This is a genomic window from Paenibacillus sp. TSA_86.1, assembly GCF_052691815.1.
Window position 1 is genome coordinate 697,128 of the sequence record NZ_JBQZGE010000001.1, and the last position, 22,846, is coordinate 719,973.

Genomic DNA, 22,846 nt, shown 5'->3' on the forward strand with positions numbered 1-22,846 from the left:
CTCTAGCATCACGTTCGTTCAGCTGGAACACTCTGTAAGATCGATGAAAATGGCTCTCTTTCTTCTTACAGTGCTGCGAACAGCAAGGTAATCCAGCCGGCGAGGAAGGCTACACCACCTATGGGTGTCACGGCTCCCCACTTGCGGATACCTGTAATGCTTAGTGTATAGAGGCTTCCGGAGAACAGAATAATTCCGGCAAATAAGAGCCAGCCCGCTGTTATGACAAGGGATGAGGAAGTTAGCCGATCTGCGAACAATCCAAGTAGGATGATGCCGAGTCCGTGAGCAATATGATACTGAACACCGGTTTCATAGATTTTGATCATGTCAGCGGATAACTTACGTTTGAGCGCGTGTGCCCCGAAGGCGCCTAGTGCAACGGCCAGAAACATCATAATACTGCCGAGAACTACCAGCGTTTGCATGTCGTTTTCTCTCCTTTATAAGGGTAATTTATAACTTGCGTAATTGAATCTGTTGAATGGAGTGATCAGCTTCTTTTTTCAGAATTAACCGTGCACGTCCTTTGGTTGGCAAAATGTTTTCATGCAGATTTTTCGCGTTAATGTCTTGCCAGATCTGGTTGGCCGTCTCAATGGTTTCCTCTTCGTTAATATTGGCGAATCGCTGATGGAAGAAGGAATCCTTGTTCTGGAAAGCAGTCTGACGAAGCAGTTTGAAACGTTCAACGTACCAGTGCCGGATGTGCTCCTCCTCTGCATCAATGTAGATGGAAAAATCAAAGAAATCACTAACCAGTAAAGGCGTCTCCCGCTTCACTTGTAGCACGTTGATGCCTTCAATAATCAAAATGTCCGGCTGGCGGATTGTTTTCTCTTCACCTTTAATTACATCGTAAGCCAGATGTGAATAAACAGGTGCTTTAACCTCAGGCTTGCCTGATTTCACATCGCCCATGAATTTAATGAGAGATTTGATATCATAGCTTTCGGGAAAACCTTTGCGGTTCATGATGCCTTTCTCTTGTAACACCGCATTTGGATATAAAAAGCCATCCGTGGTGACCAGATCGACCTTCGGTTTGTTCTTGCCTCTGGCGAGTAAAGCCTGGATCAGCCGGGCTGCTGTACTTTTTCCCACGGCAACACTGCCCCCGATCCCGATAATATAGGGGGTATGAAGTGCTTCCTTTTTCATAAAAGAGGCCGTTAGCTGGTCAAGCTCCCGTGAAGCTCTGGCATATAAGTCAATGAAGTGGGTAAGGGGCAGATAAACATCCTCGACTTCCTGAATGGATACTTCTTCGTTCAAGCCCTTTAACTGTTCCAGTTCAGCTTCTCTCAGCGGAAGAGTGGTCTGATGTTCTTTGAGTCCAGCCCATTCTTGGCGGTTAAACTCGATGTAAGGTGAGTATAAATTCATGAGATCCCGCTTTCTGTATGTAATGTAATCGAAGACACAATCATTAGTGTACCAAATTTCAGCGAACTGACAACACCTTTACATGCTCTGTTTTAGGATGACCGTTATGTATACAGGATGTAAAGCAGCTAAACGCGGTGTGTATAATGGCCTATAAGAAAGTGTAACCCAATTTATGTTAAAGTCAACGTATACCATGCGGAAGGGTGACAGCAAATGATCGTATATGAGAGAGAGCATGATTTTGTTTTGACCGCACAGCATGAGCATGGAATTGTCGCTGGAGACATGGCCGCTCATTGGAAAAAAGAGTGGCTTCCCCTTGGATCACATCGGGATGAATTGATTTTTGCTGCGAAGGAGCATGACCGGGGCTGGATTGAGTTGGACGCTGCACCGCTATGGAACGATTATAGTCAGATTCCGTACTCCTTTCGTGATTTTCCGTTGCGTCCGCGTTTTGTGTTCTACCGCAAGGGAATTGAAGAAGTTAGACAGCAAAATTCATATGCGGGTTTACTGTGTAGTCTGATGTATACAGAACTGTTTCAGAAAACGCTTGGAGCAAGTCCGGAGGATGATGACGACATCCGGGAATACCTGCTCGAAGAGCAGAAAAAGCAGGAACACTGGAAGCAAGAACTTGGCGGTGATGCCGCAGAGCTGGAACAGCGGCTGAAGAACGATGTAGAGATCATGTTGTTCTGCGATCAACTCAGTCTCTTTTTATGTATGGAGGAGCCAGGTACACCTACGGCACGTTATGATTTTTTTGCAGAAGGGCTCGGCTGTGGCTTCGATACCTGTCCAAGTACAAATATCCAAGTCGAGTGGGCATCAGGCGAGAAGGTAGCGTTATCCTTTTTCCCATTTGATGAGGATTTCGAAGTCACGATGTCTTATAAAGTGTTGCCCAAGGCCAGCATCCGCAAATTTGGAATGTTACAGGCATATCGCCGGGCTAATTGGAAGAAACGCAGTGTATGGATAACAGAGTTATCCTGAGCTAGAGCTATGCATACCCATGTAGTTCAGGTGATACGGCATATATACATGATCATTCAAGCGGGCATCTGATATTACGGGCGTCCGTTTTTGATGTGGAAAAAGTCTAGCAGGAATAATCGGATGATTTCCAGAAATCTTAGTGAAACGAGAGATAAGCGCATCTTGGGAGGCTGAACATGAATCATCAGGTTGAGATTTATACGATGTGTATGGTATGGAACAAAGTTACCGATCAGGTTTTGCTGATGAACCGTCCGAATCACAAGGGGTTCCCGGGATACATTGCACCTGGAGGGAAAGTGGAATTTCCCGAAAGTATCGTGGACGGGGCCATTCGTGAAGTTTGTGAAGAGACAGGGCTTGTTGTGAAGGAAATTATGTACAAAGGGCTCGATGAGTTCTGTGATCCTGAACAAGGGTTAAGATACATGGTGTTTAACTATTTGGCTACGTCATACGAAGGCAAACTTCTTACTGATCCGCCAGAGGGGGAGTTAATCTGGGTATCCTTGAACCAGGCATTGGATTTGCCGATGCAGGACTGGTTTGCAGAGCGGTTCCCGCGTTTTTTTAACTCAGGTACATTTGAACGAAGTGTTGTTTGGGAGAAGTCGAGCGGACGAACCCTGCAAGAAACCTTCAAGACATACACGGATTAGGGCGTGACATGGCCATAGAGCATTTAAGCTGTCTGAATAGGAACGATTAGATCGTATCCATATCTATATATTTAGTTCCAGATATTATGATATAATGAAGTTTACTTTGTTTTGGAGGTGCAGATGTGGGAATTGGTTTTCGGGATACGCTGGCGGGAATGGACTGTGAGCAATTAAGTGGAGGTTTTTTTGACGGTTGGCCGAACCCGCCATCCACTTCAACGTTTCTCAAATTGTTAGAGCGGTCGTATGCGATTGAGCTGGCTGTCGATGAGCAGACAGGGAATGTGGTGGGTTTTATTCAAGCCATATCGGATGGCGTACTCAGTGCATACATTCCTTTACTGGAAGTATTGCCGGAGTATAAGGGTCAAGGGATTGGCAGTACGCTTATGCAACGCATGCTTCATCGTCTCCAGGGACTATATATGATTGATCTTCTGTGTGATCCGGAAATCCAGACATTTTATGAAAAACATTCGATGCAGAGGTCAACGGGCATGTCCGTTCGCCATTATTCCAATCAAGCAGGACACATAGGCAACAAACAGAACGACTAACATAGATTGCAGAACAGCAGAAACAGCAGAAAAATCAGGAATAACAGACACATCAGGCACCTCGGGTAACTGGGGAGCTTCAGAATGAGTAGTTCAGAATGAGTAATTTGTAGATTTGCCATACATAGGCTTCTGCAAAAGGCATGGAAAGAATAATTTGGATGTGAAAAGGTGGGGATTGGCATGAACTTGTCGTTCCGAATATTGGACTGGGATGAAGAAAAACCGTATGAACTTTTGCTGATGGCAGATCCTTCAAAAACGATTGTGGACGAATACCTCAGCAGAGGCGTTTGTTTTATAGCGGAGTATGAAGGCGAAATGGTAGGAGAGTTTGTATTACTCAAAACTCGTCCGGAGACAGCAGAGATTGTGAACATCGCCGTACAAGAGGAACTGCAAGGACAGGGTGTTGGCAAACACATGATTAAGGAAGCCATGGAGGCTGCGAGAAGACTTGGTTGTCGTATGTTGGAGATCGGAACGGGGAATTCCAGTTTTCATCAATTGAAATTGTACCAGCGCTGTGGTTTTCGGATTACCGGCGTGGATCGGGATTTTTTTGTAAGGCATTATGAGGAAGAGATCATCGAGGATGGTGTTCGCTGTGTGGATATGATTCGTCTTGCCGTTGATCTAAATGCTGTAACAGATGAGGAGGAGAAGTAGAGGCGGAAACGGATGAAGAAGACTCGCTAGGAGCAATGCGGTTCACAACGGAGCAATTGAAAGTGTTGGAGTGGAGTTAAACCCGTTTGCAAAAATGCACATGATCAATCTGTCCCAGGAGGAAAATAGGACAGAGCGTAAAGAAGCCGCCGGAAGTTTTGATTCGAGCGGCTTTATTCTATGTAGTATGGGGTGATGAAGTATCAGGATTCTCCCTGGAAAAATCCAAATTTTTGTTGAATAACATGCCAATTGGTTAATGTTTAAATGCACGGTTTGTTTTTGGACAGAATGGACCACAATTCTTATTAAGGAGGTTTATACGGAAATCAGATCTGGATTTGAAGAAATCCGGCGTTCGTGGCTTGCCCTGAATTGCACCAATTATTCGATTCATCTAATTTATGCATCAATCGAGCTAAAAATAGGAAATGCTCCTGAGCGTAAAAGTTTATAGAATAGATATTAGAACACGAACTTCTCTGTAATTGGAGAAGAACGTATAACCTTCGAACGGATCAGGACATTTTTCGACATCTGTGCGACGGTAGACTAATCATTGTTTTACTTTGATTTTGAAAACGCAGACAAACCTTTGACGGAGCGTCGGAACAACGTTATTACCACGAACAGCATGAACATTGGACTTCATGAAAAATTTCGCTTAAAATGTTGAACGAACGCGAATTACGGCTTATTCAATGATTTCCGTCAAACCCTATGACAAAATCAAGACGGAGGGAACGTCGATGACGATCGAGAAAGGCAACATGAAACCCTGGGAGAGTTACTATGGTCCCAATATGGGATACGTACAAGAACAGTATGAATTATTCACTCAAGACCCGGGTGCAGTTACACCGGCATATCGTGAATTGTTTGAACAATGGGGCGCACCGCCGATGTCTGGCAGAGGTGCAGACGCTCTTTCGAATTCCGGTAATGCCCAAACTGCATCCGGAAGCGTAGATATCCAACTTTTGCAGAAAGCGGTTACAGCGGGCAAGCTCGTATGGAACATCCGTACGTACGGCCACCTGGCTGCGGATATTGATCCACTTGGAATCAGTGAAGCTACAGATACATCATTGCTGGAGCCAAAACATTTTCAATTAAACGAGGAAGATTTGAAAGCATTGCCTGCCTCTCTGATCTGGGAAGGTGCAGACGGTCAGACAACAACGGGCTGGGATGCTATTCAACGTCTTCGTCAGATTTATACAGGACCGATTGCTTACGAATTCAGTCATGTACATGAAGTACAGGAACGTGAGTGGCTGAATCGCCGTGCGGAATCCCGCACATCCCCGGCTCCGCTTACACAGCAAGAACGTACGGCGCTGTTGGAACGTTTGGTTGAAGCTGAACAATTCGAAGATTTCCTGCACAAAACGTTTGTTGGACAGAAGCGTTTCTCCATCGAGGGTAATGATGTGCTTGTACCCATGCTGGATGAAGCAGTCCGCCTTATGACAGAAGCAGGCTCCAGTCACATTCTGATGGGTATGGCTCACCGTGGACGTTTGAACGTTCTCGCTCACGTACTGGGCAAGCCGTACAGCAAAATTTTCTCTGAATTCCATCATGCCCCGAACAAAGACTTGGTTCCATCCGAAGGTTCAACAGGAATCAACTATGGATGGACGGGGGATGTCAAATATCATATGGGCGCCAACCGTTTTGTAAAAGACGGGGAGACTGTGCAGGCTCGCCTGACACTTGCGAACAACCCGAGCCATCTGGAATATGTCAATCCGGTTGTGCAAGGTTTCGCACGCGCAGCTCAGGATGACCGCCGTGAACCAGGTTATCCGAAGCAGGATGTAACGAAGGCAGCAACGATTCTGATGCACGGGGATGCGGCTTTCCCAGGTGAAGGCATTGTGGCTGAAACGCTGAACTTCAAAGCATTGCCCGGTTACCAAAATGGCGGAACGATTCATATTATCGTGAACAACCGTCTTGGTTTCACTACCGATAGCAGCGATTCACGTTCAACTTATTATGCAAGTGACCTTGCCAAAGGTTACGAGATTCCGATTGTACATGTAAACGCAGATAACCCTGAAGCTTGTATTGCGGCTATCCGCATGGCAGCAGAGTATCGCAACCGTTTCAAAAAGGACTTCCTGATCGACCTGATTGGATATCGCCGTTATGGTCATAACGAGACCGATGACCCTGAAACTACACAACCGCTCGTGTATGACAAGGTGAAGAACCACCCAACAGTAAGTCATCTGTATCAGGAAATGCTTAAGAAGGAATCTGTCATTGATGATGCATCTATCGCAAGCGTACGCGATGGTGTAGCAGATCGCCTGAAAGAAGCTTATGACCAGATGAAGAAAAATGAAGTGCATGAGTACTACCAACGCAACATCAGTGAGTCCGAGGCAGTTACAATCACGCCAACAGCGGTGCCACTGGAGCAATTGCGTAGCATTAATGCCGATCTTTTGAAATGGCCGGAAACCTTCAATGTTTATCCCAAATTGCAACGGATTTTGCAACGCCGGAATACAGCTCTGAATGACGGAGAGAAAGTCGACTGGAGCCTTGCCGAAACGCTGGCATTTGCAACCATTCTGGCAGACGGCAAGCCAATTCGTATCAGTGGTCAGGATGCAGAGCGCGCAACCTTCGCGCACCGTAACCTTGTCCTGCATGACGCGAAAAATGGTGATAAATTCTGTCCGTTGCATCATCTGCCACAGGCGAAAGCGTCGTTTGCCATCTATAACAGTCCGCTGTCTGAAGAATCTGTCGTTGGGTTCGAATATGGATACAACGTATACTCACCAGATACACTCGTGATCTGGGAAGCACAATTCGGTGATTTTGCGAACTGTGCACAGGTTATTTTTGACCAGTTCATATCAGCAGGACGTGCAAAATGGTCTCAAAAATCGAGCCTGGTTATGTTGCTTCCACACGCAAACGAAGGACAAGGGCCAGAACACACAAGCGCGCGCCTGGAACGTTTCCTGCAACTGTGCGCCGAAGACAATATGACGGTGGTGAATCTGTCGAGTGCTTCACAGTACTTCCACCTGTTGCGTCGTCAAGCTTCGTTAACCGAGACTGAAGATGCTCGTCCGCTCGTCATGATGTCTCCTAAGAGTTTGATCCGTAATCCGCGTGTTGCGTCGCCAGCTGTGGAATTCAGTGAAGGTAAATTTGAACTTGTGCTGGAGCAGCCGGGTCTGGGTACGAAACCGGATCGGGTAGAACGAATTATTTTGTGCAGTGGTAAAGTTGCCATTGATCTGGAAGATGCGATTGAGAAGGATAAGGGTGACTTGTCCTGGCTTCATATCATTCGTGTCGAGCAGCTTTATCCGTTCCCGGCGGAAGAGATCAAACGTGTACTCGCACGTTTCAGCCAATTAAAAGAGCTGGTATGGGTGCAGGAAGAAAACAAAAACATGGGTGCCTGGACGTATATGGAGCCTCGTCTTCGCGAAATCGCGCCTGAAGGCACTACAGTGAAGTATGAAGGCCGTCCGGAACATGCGAGTCCTTCCAGCGGTTATCAGCTTGTGCATAGCATGGAGCAGCAATTGATTATTACAGCAGCGTTGAAACAAACGGCGAAGAATAATATTCCACTGGGGAGGTAACAGCTGTGAGTGAAATTAAAGTACCTGCAATGGGTGAATCAATAACTGAAGGAACGGTATCCAGATGGATGGTTAAAGAGGGAGACACCGTCAACCAAGGCGATGTTCTACTTGAACTGGAGACAGATAAAGTCAACATCGAGATCAGTGCTGAAGAGAATGGCGTACTCGAAAAAATCATTCGTCAAGAAGGCGAGACGGTAGTTATCGGTGAAACGATCGGTACACTTTCGGCTGGAGCAGGGGGAGGAAGCGCTCCGGCTGCTTCCGAACCGGCAGCGGCTGAATCCAAGCCCGCTTCTGCACCAGCTCCGGAAGCTCCAGTAGCGCCAGCTGCTGTTGCGGCACCACCAGAGTCGTCCGACAGCAACAAAACAGCGTCTCCTTCTGCACGCAAGCTTGCTCGTGAGCGTGGGATCGAATTGGATCAAGTGCAGAGCAAAGATCCGATTGGCCGAGTGTATCAGGATGATGTGAAAAGCCATGGCAGTCAGCCGTCTGCTCCAGCGGCGCCACCTGCTGCCAAAGCTCCTGCTTCAGCGCCTAGCGCTCCAGCAGCCGGCGGCACAACGTCTGCGAAGCCGGTAGAGCGTCAGCGTATGTCCCGCCGCCGTGCAACCATTGCCAAACGTCTGGTTGAAGCGCAGCAGACTGCAGCCATGTTAACAACCTTTAATGAGGTTGACATGACAGCGATTATGGACGTTCGTAAACGTCGCAAGGACAAGTTCAAAGAGAAGCATGATATCAACCTGGGTTTCATGTCTTTCTTCACCAAAGCGGTTGTTGGTGCACTGAAAAAGTTCCCAACGGTTAACGCAGAGATTGATGGCGAAGATGTTGTGCTCAAGAAATTCTATGATATCGGTATTGCGGTATCCGCTAAAGAAGGTCTGGTTGTTCCGGTTGTGCGGGATGCTGACCGTCTGGGCTTTGCCGAAATCGAGAAAAGCATTGCAGACCTTGCGTCCAAAGCCCGTTCCAATACGCTGGCATTGTCTGACCTGCAAGGTGGTACATTTACCATTACCAATGGCGGAACATTTGGTTCCCTGCTGTCTACACCAATCCTGAATACTCCACAAGTAGGTATTCTCGGGATGCACAAAATTCAGCTTCGCCCAGTAGCGATTGATGCTGAGCGGATGGAAAACCGTCCAATGATGTATATCGCTTTGTCATACGATCACCGGATTATTGATGGAAGCGAAGCCGTACGATTCCTGGTAACGGTAAAAGAATTGCTTGAAGATCCAGAATCCTTGCTGATTGAAGGTTAATGAGTTTTAATGTCTGCAATGGACTATTTCATACCTATGAGATTTAAGATTTCGCGATAGAACAAAATCCCCTGATCAAGCACAGTTTGTACTGCGCCGATCAGGGGATTTTTTTGTAATTGGATCAACCTGAACTCTGGATGGAGTGGGCTGTATCTTTCCGATCATGGAGTAGTTCACCATTTTGATCAGTATTTGGCATGTGGCATTTCAACCAGTTCAGGACATCTCGTGCCACTTCTGTACGATTTGTCTCGTGCAGCATCTCATGGCGGCCTCCAGGATAAAGACGATATTGCACGTCTTTCAGTCCAAGCTTCTGATACTGGGAGTAAAGGTTAAGTACGCCTTTGCCCCGAAGCCCGACAGGATCGAGTTCACCTGAGAATAGAAAAACCGGCTTGTGTTTGGGAATACGCTCCATATTCTGCGGAAGATGAATTTGGAGTAACAATTTAAAAAAATCCCGAAAAAAACCAGCTGTGCATATCGCTCCACACATCGGGTCCTCAATAAACCGCTGCACCTCCTGATGGTCACGGGACAACCAGTCAAAGGGGGTTGTTACTGGCCGAAAGGCACGGTTAAATCCGCCAAATACAATGGCATTTAGCAGCAGGCTTCGATGATGGTCACCTTGAATGCCGCACTGTAACAAAGCAAGTTTTTCTCCAAACCGAAGCAGTCCTCGTTTGCCGTTGGTACCGGACAACATAAAAGCGTGGTACCTTTCATGTCCGGTGTACATGAGGTACTGTACTAAAAAAGATCCCATGCTGTGTCCCATGAGAAACAGGGGAACTCCAGGGTGCTCCTCGGCTGCCACTTCGCCCAAATCGACGATATCACTAGCCATCCAGCGGAATGCGTCCACCCCTGCATCGCCCAGTAACTCGGTGTTCTCTACAGTTTTGCCATGACCTCGATGGTCATTGGCATACACGGCATACCCGTGCTTGGTGAGATAACCCGCAAATTCGGCATAACGCGCTGCCGTCTCGCCCATTCCGTGTGCAATCTGCACAATGCCTTGAATGTGTTCGTCCGAATCGGGAAGCCAGCGGTACACATGAATACGGGTACCTTCATCGGCGATCAACGCAAAGGTAGATTCCTGCATCTCGTGTAATTCCTCCTTCACAGGTTATCGGTAACTAAAGCTTAAGGAAGATAGGATCGAAGAACGGTTGTATTTCCGTTCAGTGTATAGGCACCCAGATTAGCAGGCAGGAGATAACATTGACCCGCTTTCAATGTCAGATGCTCGCCCGCTTCAGCTCCATTCCATTCAAGTGTACCTTCGCCTTCACATACGACAAGAATGGTAAAGCTGTCTGGTGTAGTTGATAACTCCCAACGATCCGTTACCACGCCTTTCTCTACAACAAAGTAAGGGCAAGATGCGAGCTGTAGCCATTCACCAGCCACTGCATTGCCGGTTTTCATCGTTGTGGCCCCGGCGCCTTCATATGCAGTGACATTCAAGGAATCTTCCACATGCAGTTCACGCGGTTTGCCGTCCAGTCCGGGACGGTTGTAATCGTAGATCCGGTACGTTGTATCCGAATTTTGCTGGATTTCGGCCACGACAACGCCTGCGCATAGAGCATGCACTGTTCCAGCAGGGATAAAGAATGTATCCCCAACCTCCACGGGTACTTGACGGAGGGTATCCATCACGGTGCCTTTTTCCAACGCATGCTTCAACACGTCTCGATCTACACCTTCATTAAGGCCGTAGATAATATGAGCGCCGGGCTCGGCATCAAGCACGTACCACATCTCCGTTTTACCCAGTTCGCCCGGAGGAAGAGCAGCGTAATCATCAGTAGGATGTACCTGAACGGACAAATCATCGTTACAGTCCAGCAATTTAATCAGCAGAGGAAAACGTCCGCCTTTTTCCGAAACACCTTTGGTTCCAAGCCAGGCTGTTCCGAGCTGTTCACGTACCTCGTCAAGTCCTTTGCCAGCGAGTGGACCGTTCAGTACCTTGGTTGTGCCATTGGCATGATCTGCGATCATCCAGCCTTCACCAATATGTCCTTCGGGGGGCGTCAGGCCGAATTGCTCCAGCGCGCGACCTCCCCATACACGTTCTTTGAATTCGGGTTGGAATTGTAATGGGTAAGGCGTAGACATGGATATCTCTCCTCTAGTATATGAAATGGTGAATCGATTTAACCAGTTCCGGGCGGCCCAAAACGGCTGGCACATGAAGATGAAGCGATAACAAGTGTATACGTTTGCAATAGCTTATATGGAACACAGTGACATGGAGGAAGCCGGAGAGGCTCGTCCAGTGAATGTGTCCAGTGTATTTCATTTGGGGAACAAAGGAAATTGTTTTTTATTTTTTCTCAATACCGATTAGATAAGGTGAAGTTTCGCGTTGCATCTGGCGGTACATCACAACTTGTGCTTGTTCGACAGGCAAAGCAGCAGCCCAGGTTGACACAGCTTCAGCTTCCTGAGCTCCCCCGTCATGACCGGGATACAGAACGACTGTAATAATGCCGCGGGGACGCAATAACGTTGTAGCAGCCTCAAGTGCTGTAATTGTACTTGCCGTCTCGGTAATGACAGAAGTGTTCGCACCTTCAGCAGGTAAGTATCCCAGATTAAACATGACGGCTCCGACCCTGCCAATCCAGACGTCAGGTACGGCTTCTGCCATCCGTGCATGGCTTAATTCCAGCATGGATATAGAGCCGAGCTTGCTGCCTTCAGAATGTTTACGAATCCGGCTCTGGGCCAGTGTCAGTGCCTCGCTCTGGATATCAAATCCGATCACATGACCACGAGGTCCCACCTGTTGAGCCAAAAACAATGTATCAGCGCCTGTACCTACCGTAGCGTCGACTGCACAATCTCCTGGCTGGAGCCGGGAACCGACCCATTGATGTGCACAACTTAGAACCGATAGAAAACCCATTTAGACTTCCCTCCAATACTTACCCTGCCAGGTATCCCTTTCACGCAGCTCCCGGTCAATGGAATTCAGAACTTCCCATTTGTTCAATGACCACATGGGTCCAATAAGCAGGTCACGCGGGGCGTCTCCTGTAAGACGATGTACAATCATTTCGGGCGGGAGCATCTCGAGGGTATCCACGATCAATTTGATATATTCATCTTGCTCAAGGAATCGAAGCAAACCGGCTTCATATTGCTTCACCATTGGCGTTTTGCGCATTAGATGGAGCAGATGAATTTTAATGCCCTGTACATCCATATTGGCTACCGCACGACCTGTATCCAGCATCATTTCGTGTGTCTCTTGTGGCAAGCCATAGATAATGTGTGTACAGACTCGAATATTGTGTTTGCGCAGCTTGTCTACCGCTTCTTCATAACACTTCGTATCATGTGCACGGTTGATCAGAATCGAAGTGGAGTCATGGATCGTCTGTAGACCCATCTCTACCCATAAGTAGGTGCGCTCATTAAGCTCTGCCAAATACTCCACCACATCATCTGGTAAACAGTCTGGGCGAGTAGCAATAGATAAACCGACAACACCAGGTTGTTGCAAAATTTCTTCAAAATATTCGCGCAACTCATCGACGGGTGCATAGGTGTTGGTGTACGCCTGGAAGTAACCGATATAGTGTGCAGAAGGCCACTTCAGATGCTGCCTGTCTCGAATCGTATTGAACTGGCTTACGAGGTCTTCACGTCTGCTGCCCGCAAAATCGCCTGAACCTCGTGCACTGCAGAAGGTGCAGCCGCCTTTGGCAATGGAGCCATCCCGGTTGGGGCAAGTGAATCCGGCGTCCAGCATCACTTTGAAGACTTTGTTATTAAATTGATCGCGCATTTCGTAATTCCAGGTATGGAATCGTTTATCCCCCCACATGAGGGGAGGTTGTAAAGCGGGTGCATTCATTTTCAAGGTACTCCTTCTAAGGTCTATGTCTTTATATGCATACGTATTTCGTACGGTAATATCTTAACTGAGCAGATGTACAAGCGCTGTGCGGTTTTCGTCACTTATTGTATCAAAAATTCGAAAAAAAGGGGAATAAAAACGAAAAAAAGGCCGTCAAATCAACGTTTTTCACTTGATACAGTTTACACCTTATGTTATATTTAAATCAGCGTCAGACACCATCCAGTGAGTAGTTATCATCGTGGCATTTGAATGAATGTCGACGTCATGGATCATACTATACCGTGAGGTGATATGAATGAATTCCCAAGTTAAAGATAATGAATTCCATCATGTGTCCGTTGAACTGACTGCAGAAGAGGCGCTGGCTTTAACAGGCGTTCGTTTTAATGGAAATCCAAAAGTGAAAGCGGCTGCAAGACAAAAAGTTCGTGATGCTTTCGAAAAGACATTTGATTTTTCACACCAAGATAAGGTAGACTATGAACTACTAAAGTAGTTGGACCCCAATTCCAAATAAATCGAAAAGGGAATCTTTGAGATTTGCCCAACGTGGCAGGTCCGGAGATTCCTTTTTCATTGCTCTTTACAATTTGTCAGTTCTTCGGCAAAATAAGTTTAAGACAAGTATAGACAAACGGAGGAATAAAATGCGTTTACGTGGTAGAAAAGGGATTAGAGAAAATCTGGAGCAGCAAGAGGATCTTGTTGTACTGGAGCCAAAGCAATACAAAGGTAAATGGGCCGAGCTGTTTGGCAACGATCATCCGATCTTTGTCGAATTTGGCATGGGTAAAGGACAATTCATCAGTCAGATGAGTTATAAATATCCGGAGTACAATTTCATCGGATTTGATATGTATGATGAGCTCGTCCGTCGTGCCAGTGAGAAAGCGCGTAATGCTTGGAGTCAGGCTGAGGTGGAGACACCTCCGAATCTGAAGCTGGCGCTGGCCAACATTGAACAGATCGAAGAGGTATTCGAACCGCAGGAACTGGAGCGCATTTATTTGAATTTCAGTGATCCCTGGCCAAAAGCGAAACATGCACGCCGCCGGTTGACTCATCCACGTTTCTTGAAAAAATATATCGGATTGCTGAATCCGAAAGGACAGATTCATTTTAAAACAGATTCAGAGACGCTGTTTGAGTTCTCCCTGAACTCTATTGCTGACTTCGGCTTGCAGATGACCAATCTGTCTTTGAATTTGCACCGTGACGGTTTGAATGAAGAGCATGTCATGACCGAGTATGAACAAAAATTCATGGGTAAAGGCATGAACATTCATCGGGTCGAAGTGATTGTTGGGGAAGAGGCTTTGCGAGAATATAACGAAATGCGTCTGGATAAGTACAAAGTGCGTGAAGCGGCAGACGAGTCTGGTGAAGATCAGGACGAAGCATAATAAAAAAAGAGCGATATCTGAAGGCGGATGTTAGGCTTTCGGATACCGCTCTTTTCTTTTAAAGCTCCCGTCAGAGAGGGTCGGAATGAATCTTTTTTCGGCGATAATCATTGGGAGTAACCCCGTTTAACTTTTTAAACATTCGATAAAAATAAGAGCTATTCGTAAAGCCGGTTCTCTCGGCAATATCCGCAACGGAATTTTCAGTCTGTACGAGCATGTGTTGCGCTTTGGCAATGCGTGTCTCATTGATCACATCTGTAAGCCCTCTCAACGTGAGTTGTTTATACAGCCTGCTGACGTAAATGGGTGACATACTTAGTTCCTCAGCAATAGAGGTCAGGCACAGATTTGGGTCAGCATAGTCCCGTTCAACAATATCGTTGACTCTTTGAATGAGTTCCTCGTGCTTGAGTGTACGTTTTTCCTCTACTTTGGAACCGAGTTCATCAAACATGCGATAAAAATGTTCATGCACCTCGCTAATATCCTCAGCATTTTTCACTGGAAGCATCAAACTTCCTGATACAGAATCCAGTGTAAGTTGATTGTTCTTCTTGAGGGTGTTACGTACGTGATTAAGGGTCATTGTCAGATGTGACAAAGCGAGTTGAAACACGTTGAACGGATATGTCACGGTCTCACTCACAATCTCTGCGTAGAGTTGCTTGGCTTCCTCGGTCTTGCCTGTCATCAAGCAATCCACAAGCTGTCTTTCTTTGCCTGCGGGGAAAGTGTACTCCTTGCTCTGATACGCCATAATATTCGAGGTATGAATTAGACATCCAGGTCCCATGAACAAGCGGTGAAGTGAAGCTTCACCGGAGCGTGCATAACCTTCAATACATTCCTCAAGCGAGTTTTCCTCGGACCCCAGTGTACAGGAGATAGAGCATTTCAAATGCGTCATGACCGCGGCCTGCATCATACGAAGCAATTCTTCAATGTGATGTGAGTCCTGGTGTCTTATAAGAGAATCATTTCCCGATTTTTCATTAAACAACAGTGTAATCAAGTCACCGCCCATATCCACAGCCTCTGTATTGTAATGAAGGTCTGCTGTCTCGGTACAGATGTTCATCATCGCGTATTTTACCAGTTTAGTATCATCCCGGTAAGTCTCGCAAAATTCCGTATAGTGGTCAATGCGCAGTAAAACCAGTCTGGATGAGTGATGCACATCAACAGGAGAACCGTAGAACTTCATCCGTTCTTCCAGCATATTGCAGCTCACCGTTTCTCGCCCTTGCAGCGCTCCTCGTAGAAAGTCCTGCCTTAGCAGGTGTAAACTGCCCCGCCGTTCAGCTTCCATTACACGCATGCGTTCAAGCACATTATTGATCGGGTGATACAACTTCCGGGATACCAGATAAGAGAGAATCAAACCTGCAGCCAGTAGGCCTAGGCAGAATAGCAGAGTGTGCGTGCGCATACCGCGAATATCGGCTGTAATGACATCATATGGAGTTATCCGCACGTAACGCCATCCCAGACTATCTGGAGCGGTGTAGGTGATAAGTGAGTTTTCCCCGTCCACTTGCTCTGTAAAGTAAGCGGAATGCTCAGTATCCTGCATAATCGGACGCATGAATGTTTCGTTAGAGAGATTGCTCAGTAGGGGGCGATTCCCTAAATCGGATAACAAGTCTCCTTGTTCATTCACAATAAACGTTTTGCCTGGCTGATCTGCTGCGTTCATGTTAGGACTAAGCCAATCATCTTTAATATTTACGATGACCGCATAATTCAGCTTCGCGTTGTCATTAATGGTGTCGTAACACAGGTAAGTGTAACTGTTCACCTCACTTGCCTCGGTTGAGCCGACCTTATACGTACGCGGGATGGGTACAAAGGGTTTATAGTCATGGAAACGATCAAGAATATGCTTGATCCCTTGATCATCTATCTCAGATACAGACTGCTGCCCATTGCGAACCCCGTCGGAACTGATGAAGAATTCATTGCTTTTGGAGTTGTATACATAGATGGATTCAATAAAAGGAAGAGACATGCGGTAGTTGTCGAGCTGCTCCATGGCAGAGGTAATCTGATAAATACTTGGTTTGGAATAGAGCATCAGGGAAGAGATCGTGTAGTCTTGATAAATCTGATAGGAGAGCGACTTGGCACTTTCGGTCATTTTGGCCACTTCTCGGCTGGTCTGGGTGAGGCTGTTCACATCTGTACGGTAGACTTGGCGCAGAGCAATCTGATTATAGTTAACGTATAAAATGGCAGAGGCCACAAGCAGCGTTGCCGCTGTGCTGATAATAATGCCAATGAGAATCCGCGCGAATACTTTCTGGCTGTCTTCTGAACGTTTGCGCATTCTGTTTCCCCCTCGAACTTCCTGAGTTGAGTGAACATATGTATTTTTCATAAGACATAATTGAACTTCATATGAAGCGAGCAAGAAGAGCAAGGTAACTTGAATTATATAATATGTATGCGTTTACATCAATGCTGCACAAGCATTTTGGTTCGTTTTCCCTAGATAAAGTTCAATTTTCGCGGGATTGTTCATCTCACTTCAGCTATGCACGATATCAACTTTTGTGACCGTACATGCGTTCATTTCATGATTAGTGCAGATTGTTCACAGCTCATTTCGCAGTATCGTTCATGTATCGGCAGGAAGCTTCAGTATCCAGAAGTGAAGTGGGCAGTCTACACTAAATTTAGAGCTTCACCGGTGCATCGTATCACGCATCGCCGCTACAATTTTGGGAGGGATCGAGCCATGCTCAAAGAATTGAACAAAAACAAAATTATGTTTCTGATGCTGCTGCCCACGCTGATCTTTTTTCTCATTAACTCGTATTTTCCGATGGTTGGTATTTACTACGCATTCACCAGTTATGATTTTGCAGGAGGGTTATTTGGAAGTCCATTTGTCGGACTGGAAAACTTCAAATTCCTCTGGCAATCGGGAATGCTGCTGAAACTGACCACGAACACCGTAGGTTACAATTTGGCTTTCATTATATTAGGAAATGGTCTGGCAATCTTCTGTGCGATCCTGCTCAGTGAAATCCGGGGCAAGCTGTTCAAAAAGATTACTCAGTCCGTCATGTTCCTGCCGTACTTTATCTCCTTTGTTCTATTAAGTGTAATCGCTTACAATATGTTCAACTATGAATCCGGGTTTGTGAACACCGTGCTCAAACGTTTTGAGGCCGGGCCGGTTGATATCTACAACACCCCGTGGATCTGGGTGTTTCTGATTATTATTTTTTATCTGTGGAAAAATCTCGGGTACAGCATGGTCATCTATCTGGCGGCGATAACGGGAATAAGTGACGAGTATTATGAAGCGGCTCGCATTGATGGGGCGAATATCTTCCAGCGAATCTGGTACATTACGGTGCCGATGCTAAAACCTACATTTGTGATTCTCCTGTTATTTTCACTTGGCAGCATTATGAAAGGACAATTCGATCTGTTCTATCAATTAATCGGAAATAACGGCGTGTTGTACAACGCAACGGACATCATTGACACGTATGTGTACCGCTCCTTGAAGGTCACCTTCGATATAGGTATGGCAACAGCAGCGGGCCTGTACCAATCGTTATTCGGTTTCATCCTGATTATGACGGTCAACTATATCATCCGTAAAATTAATGAAGACTACGCCTTGTTCTAGATCAAGCAAGCCCGTAGCGCGGAAGGGAGAACATTCATGAGCACACCAATGCAGATTCAAAAGCGGGTACGAACCCATACCCGTGCCAAAGATTCGGAATTTAATCTGGCGTTTCAGTTGATCGCTTATAGTGTCATCATTATTTTGTCATTAATGTGCCTGCTGCCATTCCTGCTTATTTTGTCGGGTTCATTCAGCAGCAACGAATCCATCGTGCGGGATGGTTATCATCTCTTTCCTACGCACTTCTCTCTGGAAGGCTACAAAATGGTATTCAAATTCCCAACCCAGGTACTTAAAGCGTACGGGGTAACCGTGTTTACAACTGTAGTCGGCACGACACTAGGCTTGTTTTTTATCACTATGGCTGGATTTGTTCTTCAGCGCAAAGATTTTAAATACCGGAATACGTTCTCCTTTTTTATCTACTTCACAACGCTGTTTGGCGGGGGACTTGTACCTTGGTACATTATGCTGGCGAATTACTTCAACCTGACGGACACGTACACCGTACTGATCTTTCCGGGGCTGATGACACCCTTTCTGATCATTCTGATGAAAAACTTCATTCGCTCGGCTGTGCCGGATGAATTGATTGAATCGGCGAAGATTGATGGCGCCCACGATTTCCGGATTTATTTCAGTATTGTGTTAAAACTGGCGATGCCAGGCATTGCAACCGTTGGATTGTTTCTTGCCCTGGGGTACTGGAATGACTGGTTCACATCCTCTTTGTTTATCAACAACCCGGATATGTACCAGCTGCAGTTTTATCTGTACAACACGATGAATACGATCACTTTTATTGACCAGATGGCGATTGGTACGGGCGTTACGCTCAGCCAGGACGTTCCAACAGAGTCGACGAAGATGGCAATGGCCATTATCGTTACTGGCCCGATCTTGTTCCTGTATCCGTTTGTACAGCGTTATTTTGTCAAAGGACTCACGATTGGTGCGGTGAAAGGTTAGAACGTATACACGCTGGGGACGTCAGGCTGTCATGAATTACCCGAGGGTCTGATCCATAGCGGGGCTACGCTAACATATATAAGGTTTAACACAAAAAGGGAGGATGCATATGCGTAATAAAAGGATTCGTCATCTGTCTATGATACTGGCCCTGATCTTGTTTGCTGGAGTGCTTGCTGCCTGTAACGGCGGTTCTGGAGGAAATGCGCAAGGTAGTACTAAGGGAGGTTCATCCGATAATAAAGGCGAGAAAGTAACCCTGCAATTTTACATGCTCGGAGATGCTCCCAAAGATTTGCCTGTCATCGAAGCCGAAATTAACAAGCTGGCTGAGGCGGATTTGAACGCTACTGTAAAATTCAACTTCACTTCCTGGACGGACTGGGATCAAAAATATAAACTGCTGCTGTCTTCTGGACAGCCGATCGACCTGATCTTTACTGCTGACTGGACGAATTACCAATCCTATGCGAAGAAGGGTGCTTTCCTGCCACTGGATGAACTTTTGGCGAAGACACCGAAGCTGAAATCACATGTTCCGGATGATATGTGGAATGCGGTTAAGATTAATGACAAAATCTACACAGTCCCATCCACATGGGTTGAATATGTAACCGAGGGCATTGCGTACCGCGAAGATTTGCGTGAGAAATATAATTTGCCTAAACCAGAATCGCTGGAAACGCTGGAATCATACCTGGACGGCATCAAGGCAAACGAACCGGGCATGATTCCAATTGCAGACAGCAATGCAAACCACACACATGGGGTTCGTCAATTAACGTCCAAGCTGGTAAATACAGCGGGTCAGCTTCCATATGGTCTGGATATTATGTATGATACACCATCCACAGTGACCTCTTATTGGGGTTCACCACAGCATCTGCAGGATCTGAAAACATACAAACGCTGGATGGATAAAGGCTTTTTCCCGAAAAACGTACTAAACGTCAAGGATACATCCAATTCTCTGCTGCAAAATGGTAAAGCTGCTGTTATTCTCGCAGGGGAGAATCCGAACAAATTTAATTCTGATGTTATCAAAGTTCAGTCCACCCACCCGGACTGGAAGCTGGGTTATTTCCCGTATCCGAATGCGAAAGGGTTTGCACAACCGGTTCATCCGATCCATAACGGTTTTGCTATTCCGCGCAGCAGCAAAAATCCAGAAAGAGCACTGGCATTCTACGAGAAGCTTGTGACTGACAAACGTTATAACTGGCTGACCGAGTATGGTGTGGAAGGCAAAAACTTTGAAGTGAAAGATGGGTATTATCATATGATCGGGGATGCGCAAAGCAATGGCTTCCCTCGTGAAGGCATGAATGGTTGGGCATGGCGGAATCCGGAGTTTATGCTGTATGATAAGAGCTTTGATGAAGTACTGACAATGTTCAAAGAGCTTGATAAAATTAAAAAACCAGATATTTTCACCGGTTTTGCCGAAGATTGGACTCCTTATCAGGCGGAGAAAGCGGCTCTGGAGCAAGTTGAGAAACAATACTTGTATCCGCTTAACGTAGGCCTTGTTGCAGATGTAGAGGGTGGTCTGAACACCTTTATGGAAAAAGCAAAACAAGCAGGTCTTGAGAAGATCCAGTCGGAGTATACCAAGCAATGGCAGGAGTATCTGAAATCTGCCGGTATACAATAAGCAGCGCGGATAATATGCAGGCTTAAAAAACAGAAAAAAAGATGCCTTCGAAACCGAAGGCATCTTTTTCATTCGCTAGAAGAGTTATGAGAGCGAAATGCTCAGATCTTTAAGTCATATACGTGTTTCCTCTGAAGATGAAGGGTGCATATCCTGCAACAAATTCATGATACACTGGGCGCTTTCCATGGGATGCACTTTTGCGATTTCGAGCAGATGCCGTTTTCGCTTCCGCACCACATCAGGATAATGATGAAGCAGTTTGTTCAGCCATTTTACAACCACATCAAGTGAGGTAATTCGTTCGCCTAATCCTCTGGCTGTGAAGTAATGTACATTCTCTTCTTCCTGACCCGGGATAGGATTATGAAACAGCATCGGTATACCTTTGGCTAAACCTTCACTGCAAGTCATTCCGCCTGGTTTGGTAATTAGCAGATCAGAGACTTCCATTAATTTGTCAACTTCATTCGTGTATCCGATGATATGAATGTTTTTTTGTTGGAATAGTGGATCCTGTTCCATGCTGATCCGTATTTTGTCATTGCGCCCGAGGCAGAAAATGATCTGGATATCTTCATGCCAGCGTGCGAGCAGCTGATGCACAACCTTATCACTAAGCATTCCCCAGCCACCACCCATTACAAGTACAGTAGGCATATTTTTCAGATTAAATCGGGTGCGAACTTCATCGTGTCCAGGGTGCTCCCAGAAGTTAGGGTGAACCGGGATGCCTGTCACTTTAATTTTATCTACGGATACACCTCGAAGCATCAATTTGGACTTTACTTCGTCCGAGGAAACGAGATACAAATCAACTTCAGGACTAATCCATGTACCGTGTGCGTCATAATCGGTTAAAACGTTACATAGCGGAACCTTAGTACCCAACCGTTTTAACCGCGATATCACAGCACTTGGAATCGGGTGGGTGCAGACAATAGCATTGGGATGCAACTGACGAACCACGCTGCGGGTATGCGTATAGAACAATTTGTGCAAAGCAAGGGTGGTCAGTCGATTCAATGGTTTTTTATATTGCTGTTTGTACATGTATCCAACGAGTTTCGGTTGATTGGTCACCGTTTTTTTGTACGCATTAAGAATAAGTGGTGCTACTTTGGGATTAAGAAAGCTCCCCAGCTCAAGTACTTTAGTCTGGATATTAGGCGACAGCTTTCGTAAATGGCTGGATAATGCATAAGCGGCCTGGGTGTGGCCTGCACCAAAACCTTCAGATAATAGTAAAATTCTTTTTTTCTCCACGCTTCATTCACCTGTTCCTGCTAGGTTTTCCTGAGTCTAACATTATCGGCTTTAAGTCCATAATGCAACTGTAGCAAGTGCGACTAAAGTACCGATTGTGGCTCCTGCCAAAACATCGGAAGGATAGTGTAACCCCAGATAGATTCGAGAGAAACCGACAATAAGAGCCACAGGCAGCAATGTTAGCAATAGAAACGGCTCAGTAGCCATGAAGGGTACTGTGACCGAGAAAATAGCGGTCGTATGCCCCGACGGGAATGAATGATCCGACAGAGGATTACGGAACGTTCTTGTATCAGGCAAGGCCAGATAGGGCCGGATGCGAGGATACAATTTTTTGGCAATGGCTACAGGAATGTGACTTACTGCCAGCGCGATACAGGCCTGCAGTCCAGTCGTGCTCCATGGAGCCGGGGCAAGTAACCAGATCAATAAAGATACAGCTATTGAAGAAGTTGCTCCACCGAGATGCGTGAAATAGTACAGCCAGAAGTTCATAAATCGATTATGAAGCCGGCCGTTAATCCACATAAACACATTACGATCGTACTCTTGAAACTTTAAGAAAAAACGGCTCATATTGGCCTCCTGCCAGTCAGGCCGCCCCAAGGGCGGCAGTATTTCCGGGATGTTATCCGTGTCCGGGTTTCCACCTGATTAGTATATAACCGTATTTTAAGGTCATGAGGTTATTTCAGGCATATGTTTATCATATTTTTAAATGTTGTCCTTTTCAAGAAGAAGACATGTAAAGAACGTAAAATTCATGTAAAAGAAAGGATGAATAAACAATAAGCATAGTTTTTTGTGTGGGCAGAACAGTTT

Annotated in this window: 20 protein-coding genes; 11 read left to right on the top strand and 9 right to left on the bottom strand. The window is 46.1% G+C overall.

Going from position 1 to position 22,846, the window contains the following annotated elements:
* Positions 1–65: 65 nt before the first annotated feature.
* Positions 66–428 (bottom strand): DUF423 domain-containing protein, encoded by a 363-nt coding sequence (locus ACUTVW_RS03275; protein WP_445644463.1) that lies wholly within the window; start codon positions 426–428, stop codon positions 66–68.
* 28 nt (positions 429–456) lie between these two features.
* Entirely contained in the window at positions 457–1,386 is a 930-nt protein-coding gene (gene coaA / locus ACUTVW_RS03280) for a type I pantothenate kinase (RefSeq protein ID WP_445644464.1), read from the bottom strand.
* A gap of 216 nt (positions 1,387–1,602) precedes the next feature.
* Between coaA and ACUTVW_RS03285 the strand changes: the two genes are divergently transcribed.
* The 6 genes from ACUTVW_RS03285 (at position 1,603) to odhB (ending at position 9,185) form a co-directional block, all read left to right on the top strand.
* A complete protein-coding gene (locus ACUTVW_RS03285; RefSeq protein ID WP_445644465.1) occupies positions 1,603–2,391 on the top strand; it encodes a DUF3891 family protein in 789 nt (262 codons plus the stop codon).
* A 179-nt stretch (positions 2,392–2,570) separates the two neighbouring features.
* Complete coding sequence (locus ACUTVW_RS03290) at positions 2,571–3,053, top strand: 8-oxo-dGTP diphosphatase (RefSeq protein ID WP_445644466.1); 483 nt, start codon at positions 2,571–2,573, stop codon at positions 3,051–3,053.
* A 125-nt stretch (positions 3,054–3,178) separates the two neighbouring features.
* Positions 3,179–3,613 (top strand): GNAT family N-acetyltransferase, encoded by a 435-nt coding sequence (locus ACUTVW_RS03295; RefSeq protein WP_445644467.1) that lies wholly within the window; start codon positions 3,179–3,181, stop codon positions 3,611–3,613.
* Positions 3,614–3,796: 183 nt separating this feature from the next.
* Positions 3,797–4,282 (top strand): GNAT family N-acetyltransferase, encoded by a 486-nt coding sequence (locus ACUTVW_RS03300; RefSeq protein WP_445644468.1) that lies wholly within the window; start codon positions 3,797–3,799, stop codon positions 4,280–4,282.
* Between the two features lie 749 nt (positions 4,283–5,031).
* Complete coding sequence (locus tag ACUTVW_RS03305; protein ID WP_445644469.1) at positions 5,032–7,905, top strand: 2-oxoglutarate dehydrogenase E1 component; 2,874 nt, start codon at positions 5,032–5,034, stop codon at positions 7,903–7,905.
* 5 nt (positions 7,906–7,910) lie between these two features.
* Positions 7,911–9,185, top strand: a complete 1,275-nt coding sequence (gene odhB, locus ACUTVW_RS03310; RefSeq protein WP_445644470.1) for a 2-oxoglutarate dehydrogenase complex dihydrolipoyllysine-residue succinyltransferase — start codon at positions 7,911–7,913, stop codon at positions 9,183–9,185.
* Positions 9,186–9,309: 124 nt separating this feature from the next.
* Here odhB and ACUTVW_RS03315 read toward each other — a convergent pair whose 3' ends face one another.
* The 4 genes from ACUTVW_RS03315 to ACUTVW_RS03330 all read right to left on the bottom strand — a co-directional run bounded on the left by ACUTVW_RS03315 (position 9,310) and on the right by ACUTVW_RS03330 (position 13,074).
* Positions 9,310–10,305 (bottom strand): alpha/beta fold hydrolase, encoded by a 996-nt coding sequence (locus ACUTVW_RS03315; RefSeq protein ID WP_445644471.1) that lies wholly within the window; start codon positions 10,303–10,305, stop codon positions 9,310–9,312.
* Between the two features lie 41 nt (positions 10,306–10,346).
* On the bottom strand, positions 10,347–11,327 hold the full coding sequence (locus tag ACUTVW_RS03320; protein WP_445644472.1) for a type I phosphomannose isomerase catalytic subunit: 981 nt from the start codon (positions 11,325–11,327) through the stop codon (positions 10,347–10,349).
* A gap of 208 nt (positions 11,328–11,535) precedes the next feature.
* Positions 11,536–12,120 carry a class I SAM-dependent methyltransferase gene (locus ACUTVW_RS03325; RefSeq protein ID WP_445644473.1) on the bottom strand — a complete coding sequence of 195 codons (585 nt, stop codon included), beginning with the start codon at positions 12,118–12,120 and terminating at the stop codon, positions 11,536–11,538.
* Complete coding sequence (locus tag ACUTVW_RS03330) at positions 12,121–13,074, bottom strand: TIGR01212 family radical SAM protein (RefSeq protein WP_445644474.1); 954 nt, start codon at positions 13,072–13,074, stop codon at positions 12,121–12,123.
* Between the two features lie 301 nt (positions 13,075–13,375).
* On the opposite strand from ACUTVW_RS03330, the gene ACUTVW_RS03335 reads away from it, so the two are divergent.
* Positions 13,376–13,576: a hypothetical protein gene (locus ACUTVW_RS03335; RefSeq protein WP_434752150.1), complete on the top strand. Its 201-nt coding sequence runs from the start codon at positions 13,376–13,378 to the stop codon at positions 13,574–13,576.
* Between the two features lie 151 nt (positions 13,577–13,727).
* Positions 13,728–14,483 (top strand): tRNA (guanosine(46)-N7)-methyltransferase TrmB, encoded by a 756-nt coding sequence (trmB, locus tag ACUTVW_RS03340; protein ID WP_445644475.1) that lies wholly within the window; start codon positions 13,728–13,730, stop codon positions 14,481–14,483.
* Positions 14,484–14,553: 70 nt separating this feature from the next.
* On the opposite strand, the gene ACUTVW_RS03345 is transcribed toward trmB, so the two are convergent.
* Positions 14,554–16,812, bottom strand: coding sequence for an AraC family transcriptional regulator (locus ACUTVW_RS03345; RefSeq protein ID WP_445644476.1), 2,259 nt, complete (start codon positions 16,810–16,812; stop codon positions 14,554–14,556).
* 411 nt (positions 16,813–17,223) lie between these two features.
* Between ACUTVW_RS03345 and ACUTVW_RS03350 the strand changes: the two genes are divergently transcribed.
* The 3 genes from ACUTVW_RS03350 to ACUTVW_RS03360 all read left to right on the top strand — a co-directional run bounded on the left by ACUTVW_RS03350 (position 17,224) and on the right by ACUTVW_RS03360 (position 20,755).
* Positions 17,224–18,129 carry an ABC transporter permease gene (locus ACUTVW_RS03350; RefSeq protein ID WP_434752147.1) on the top strand — a complete coding sequence of 302 codons (906 nt, stop codon included), beginning with the start codon at positions 17,224–17,226 and terminating at the stop codon, positions 18,127–18,129.
* A 36-nt stretch (positions 18,130–18,165) separates the two neighbouring features.
* Positions 18,166–19,101, top strand: coding sequence for a carbohydrate ABC transporter permease (locus tag ACUTVW_RS03355; protein WP_445644477.1), 936 nt, complete (start codon positions 18,166–18,168; stop codon positions 19,099–19,101).
* A 103-nt stretch (positions 19,102–19,204) separates the two neighbouring features.
* Positions 19,205–20,755: an ABC transporter substrate-binding protein gene (locus tag ACUTVW_RS03360; protein WP_445644478.1), complete on the top strand. Its 1,551-nt coding sequence runs from the start codon at positions 19,205–19,207 to the stop codon at positions 20,753–20,755.
* Between the two features lie 114 nt (positions 20,756–20,869).
* Here ACUTVW_RS03360 and ACUTVW_RS03365 read toward each other — a convergent pair whose 3' ends face one another.
* Entirely contained in the window at positions 20,870–22,021 is a 1,152-nt protein-coding gene (locus ACUTVW_RS03365; RefSeq protein ID WP_445644479.1) for an MGDG synthase family glycosyltransferase, read from the bottom strand.
* 51 nt (positions 22,022–22,072) lie between these two features.
* Positions 22,073–22,600 (bottom strand): phosphatase PAP2 family protein, encoded by a 528-nt coding sequence (locus tag ACUTVW_RS03370; protein WP_445644480.1) that lies wholly within the window; start codon positions 22,598–22,600, stop codon positions 22,073–22,075.
* Positions 22,601–22,846 lie beyond the last annotated feature (246 nt).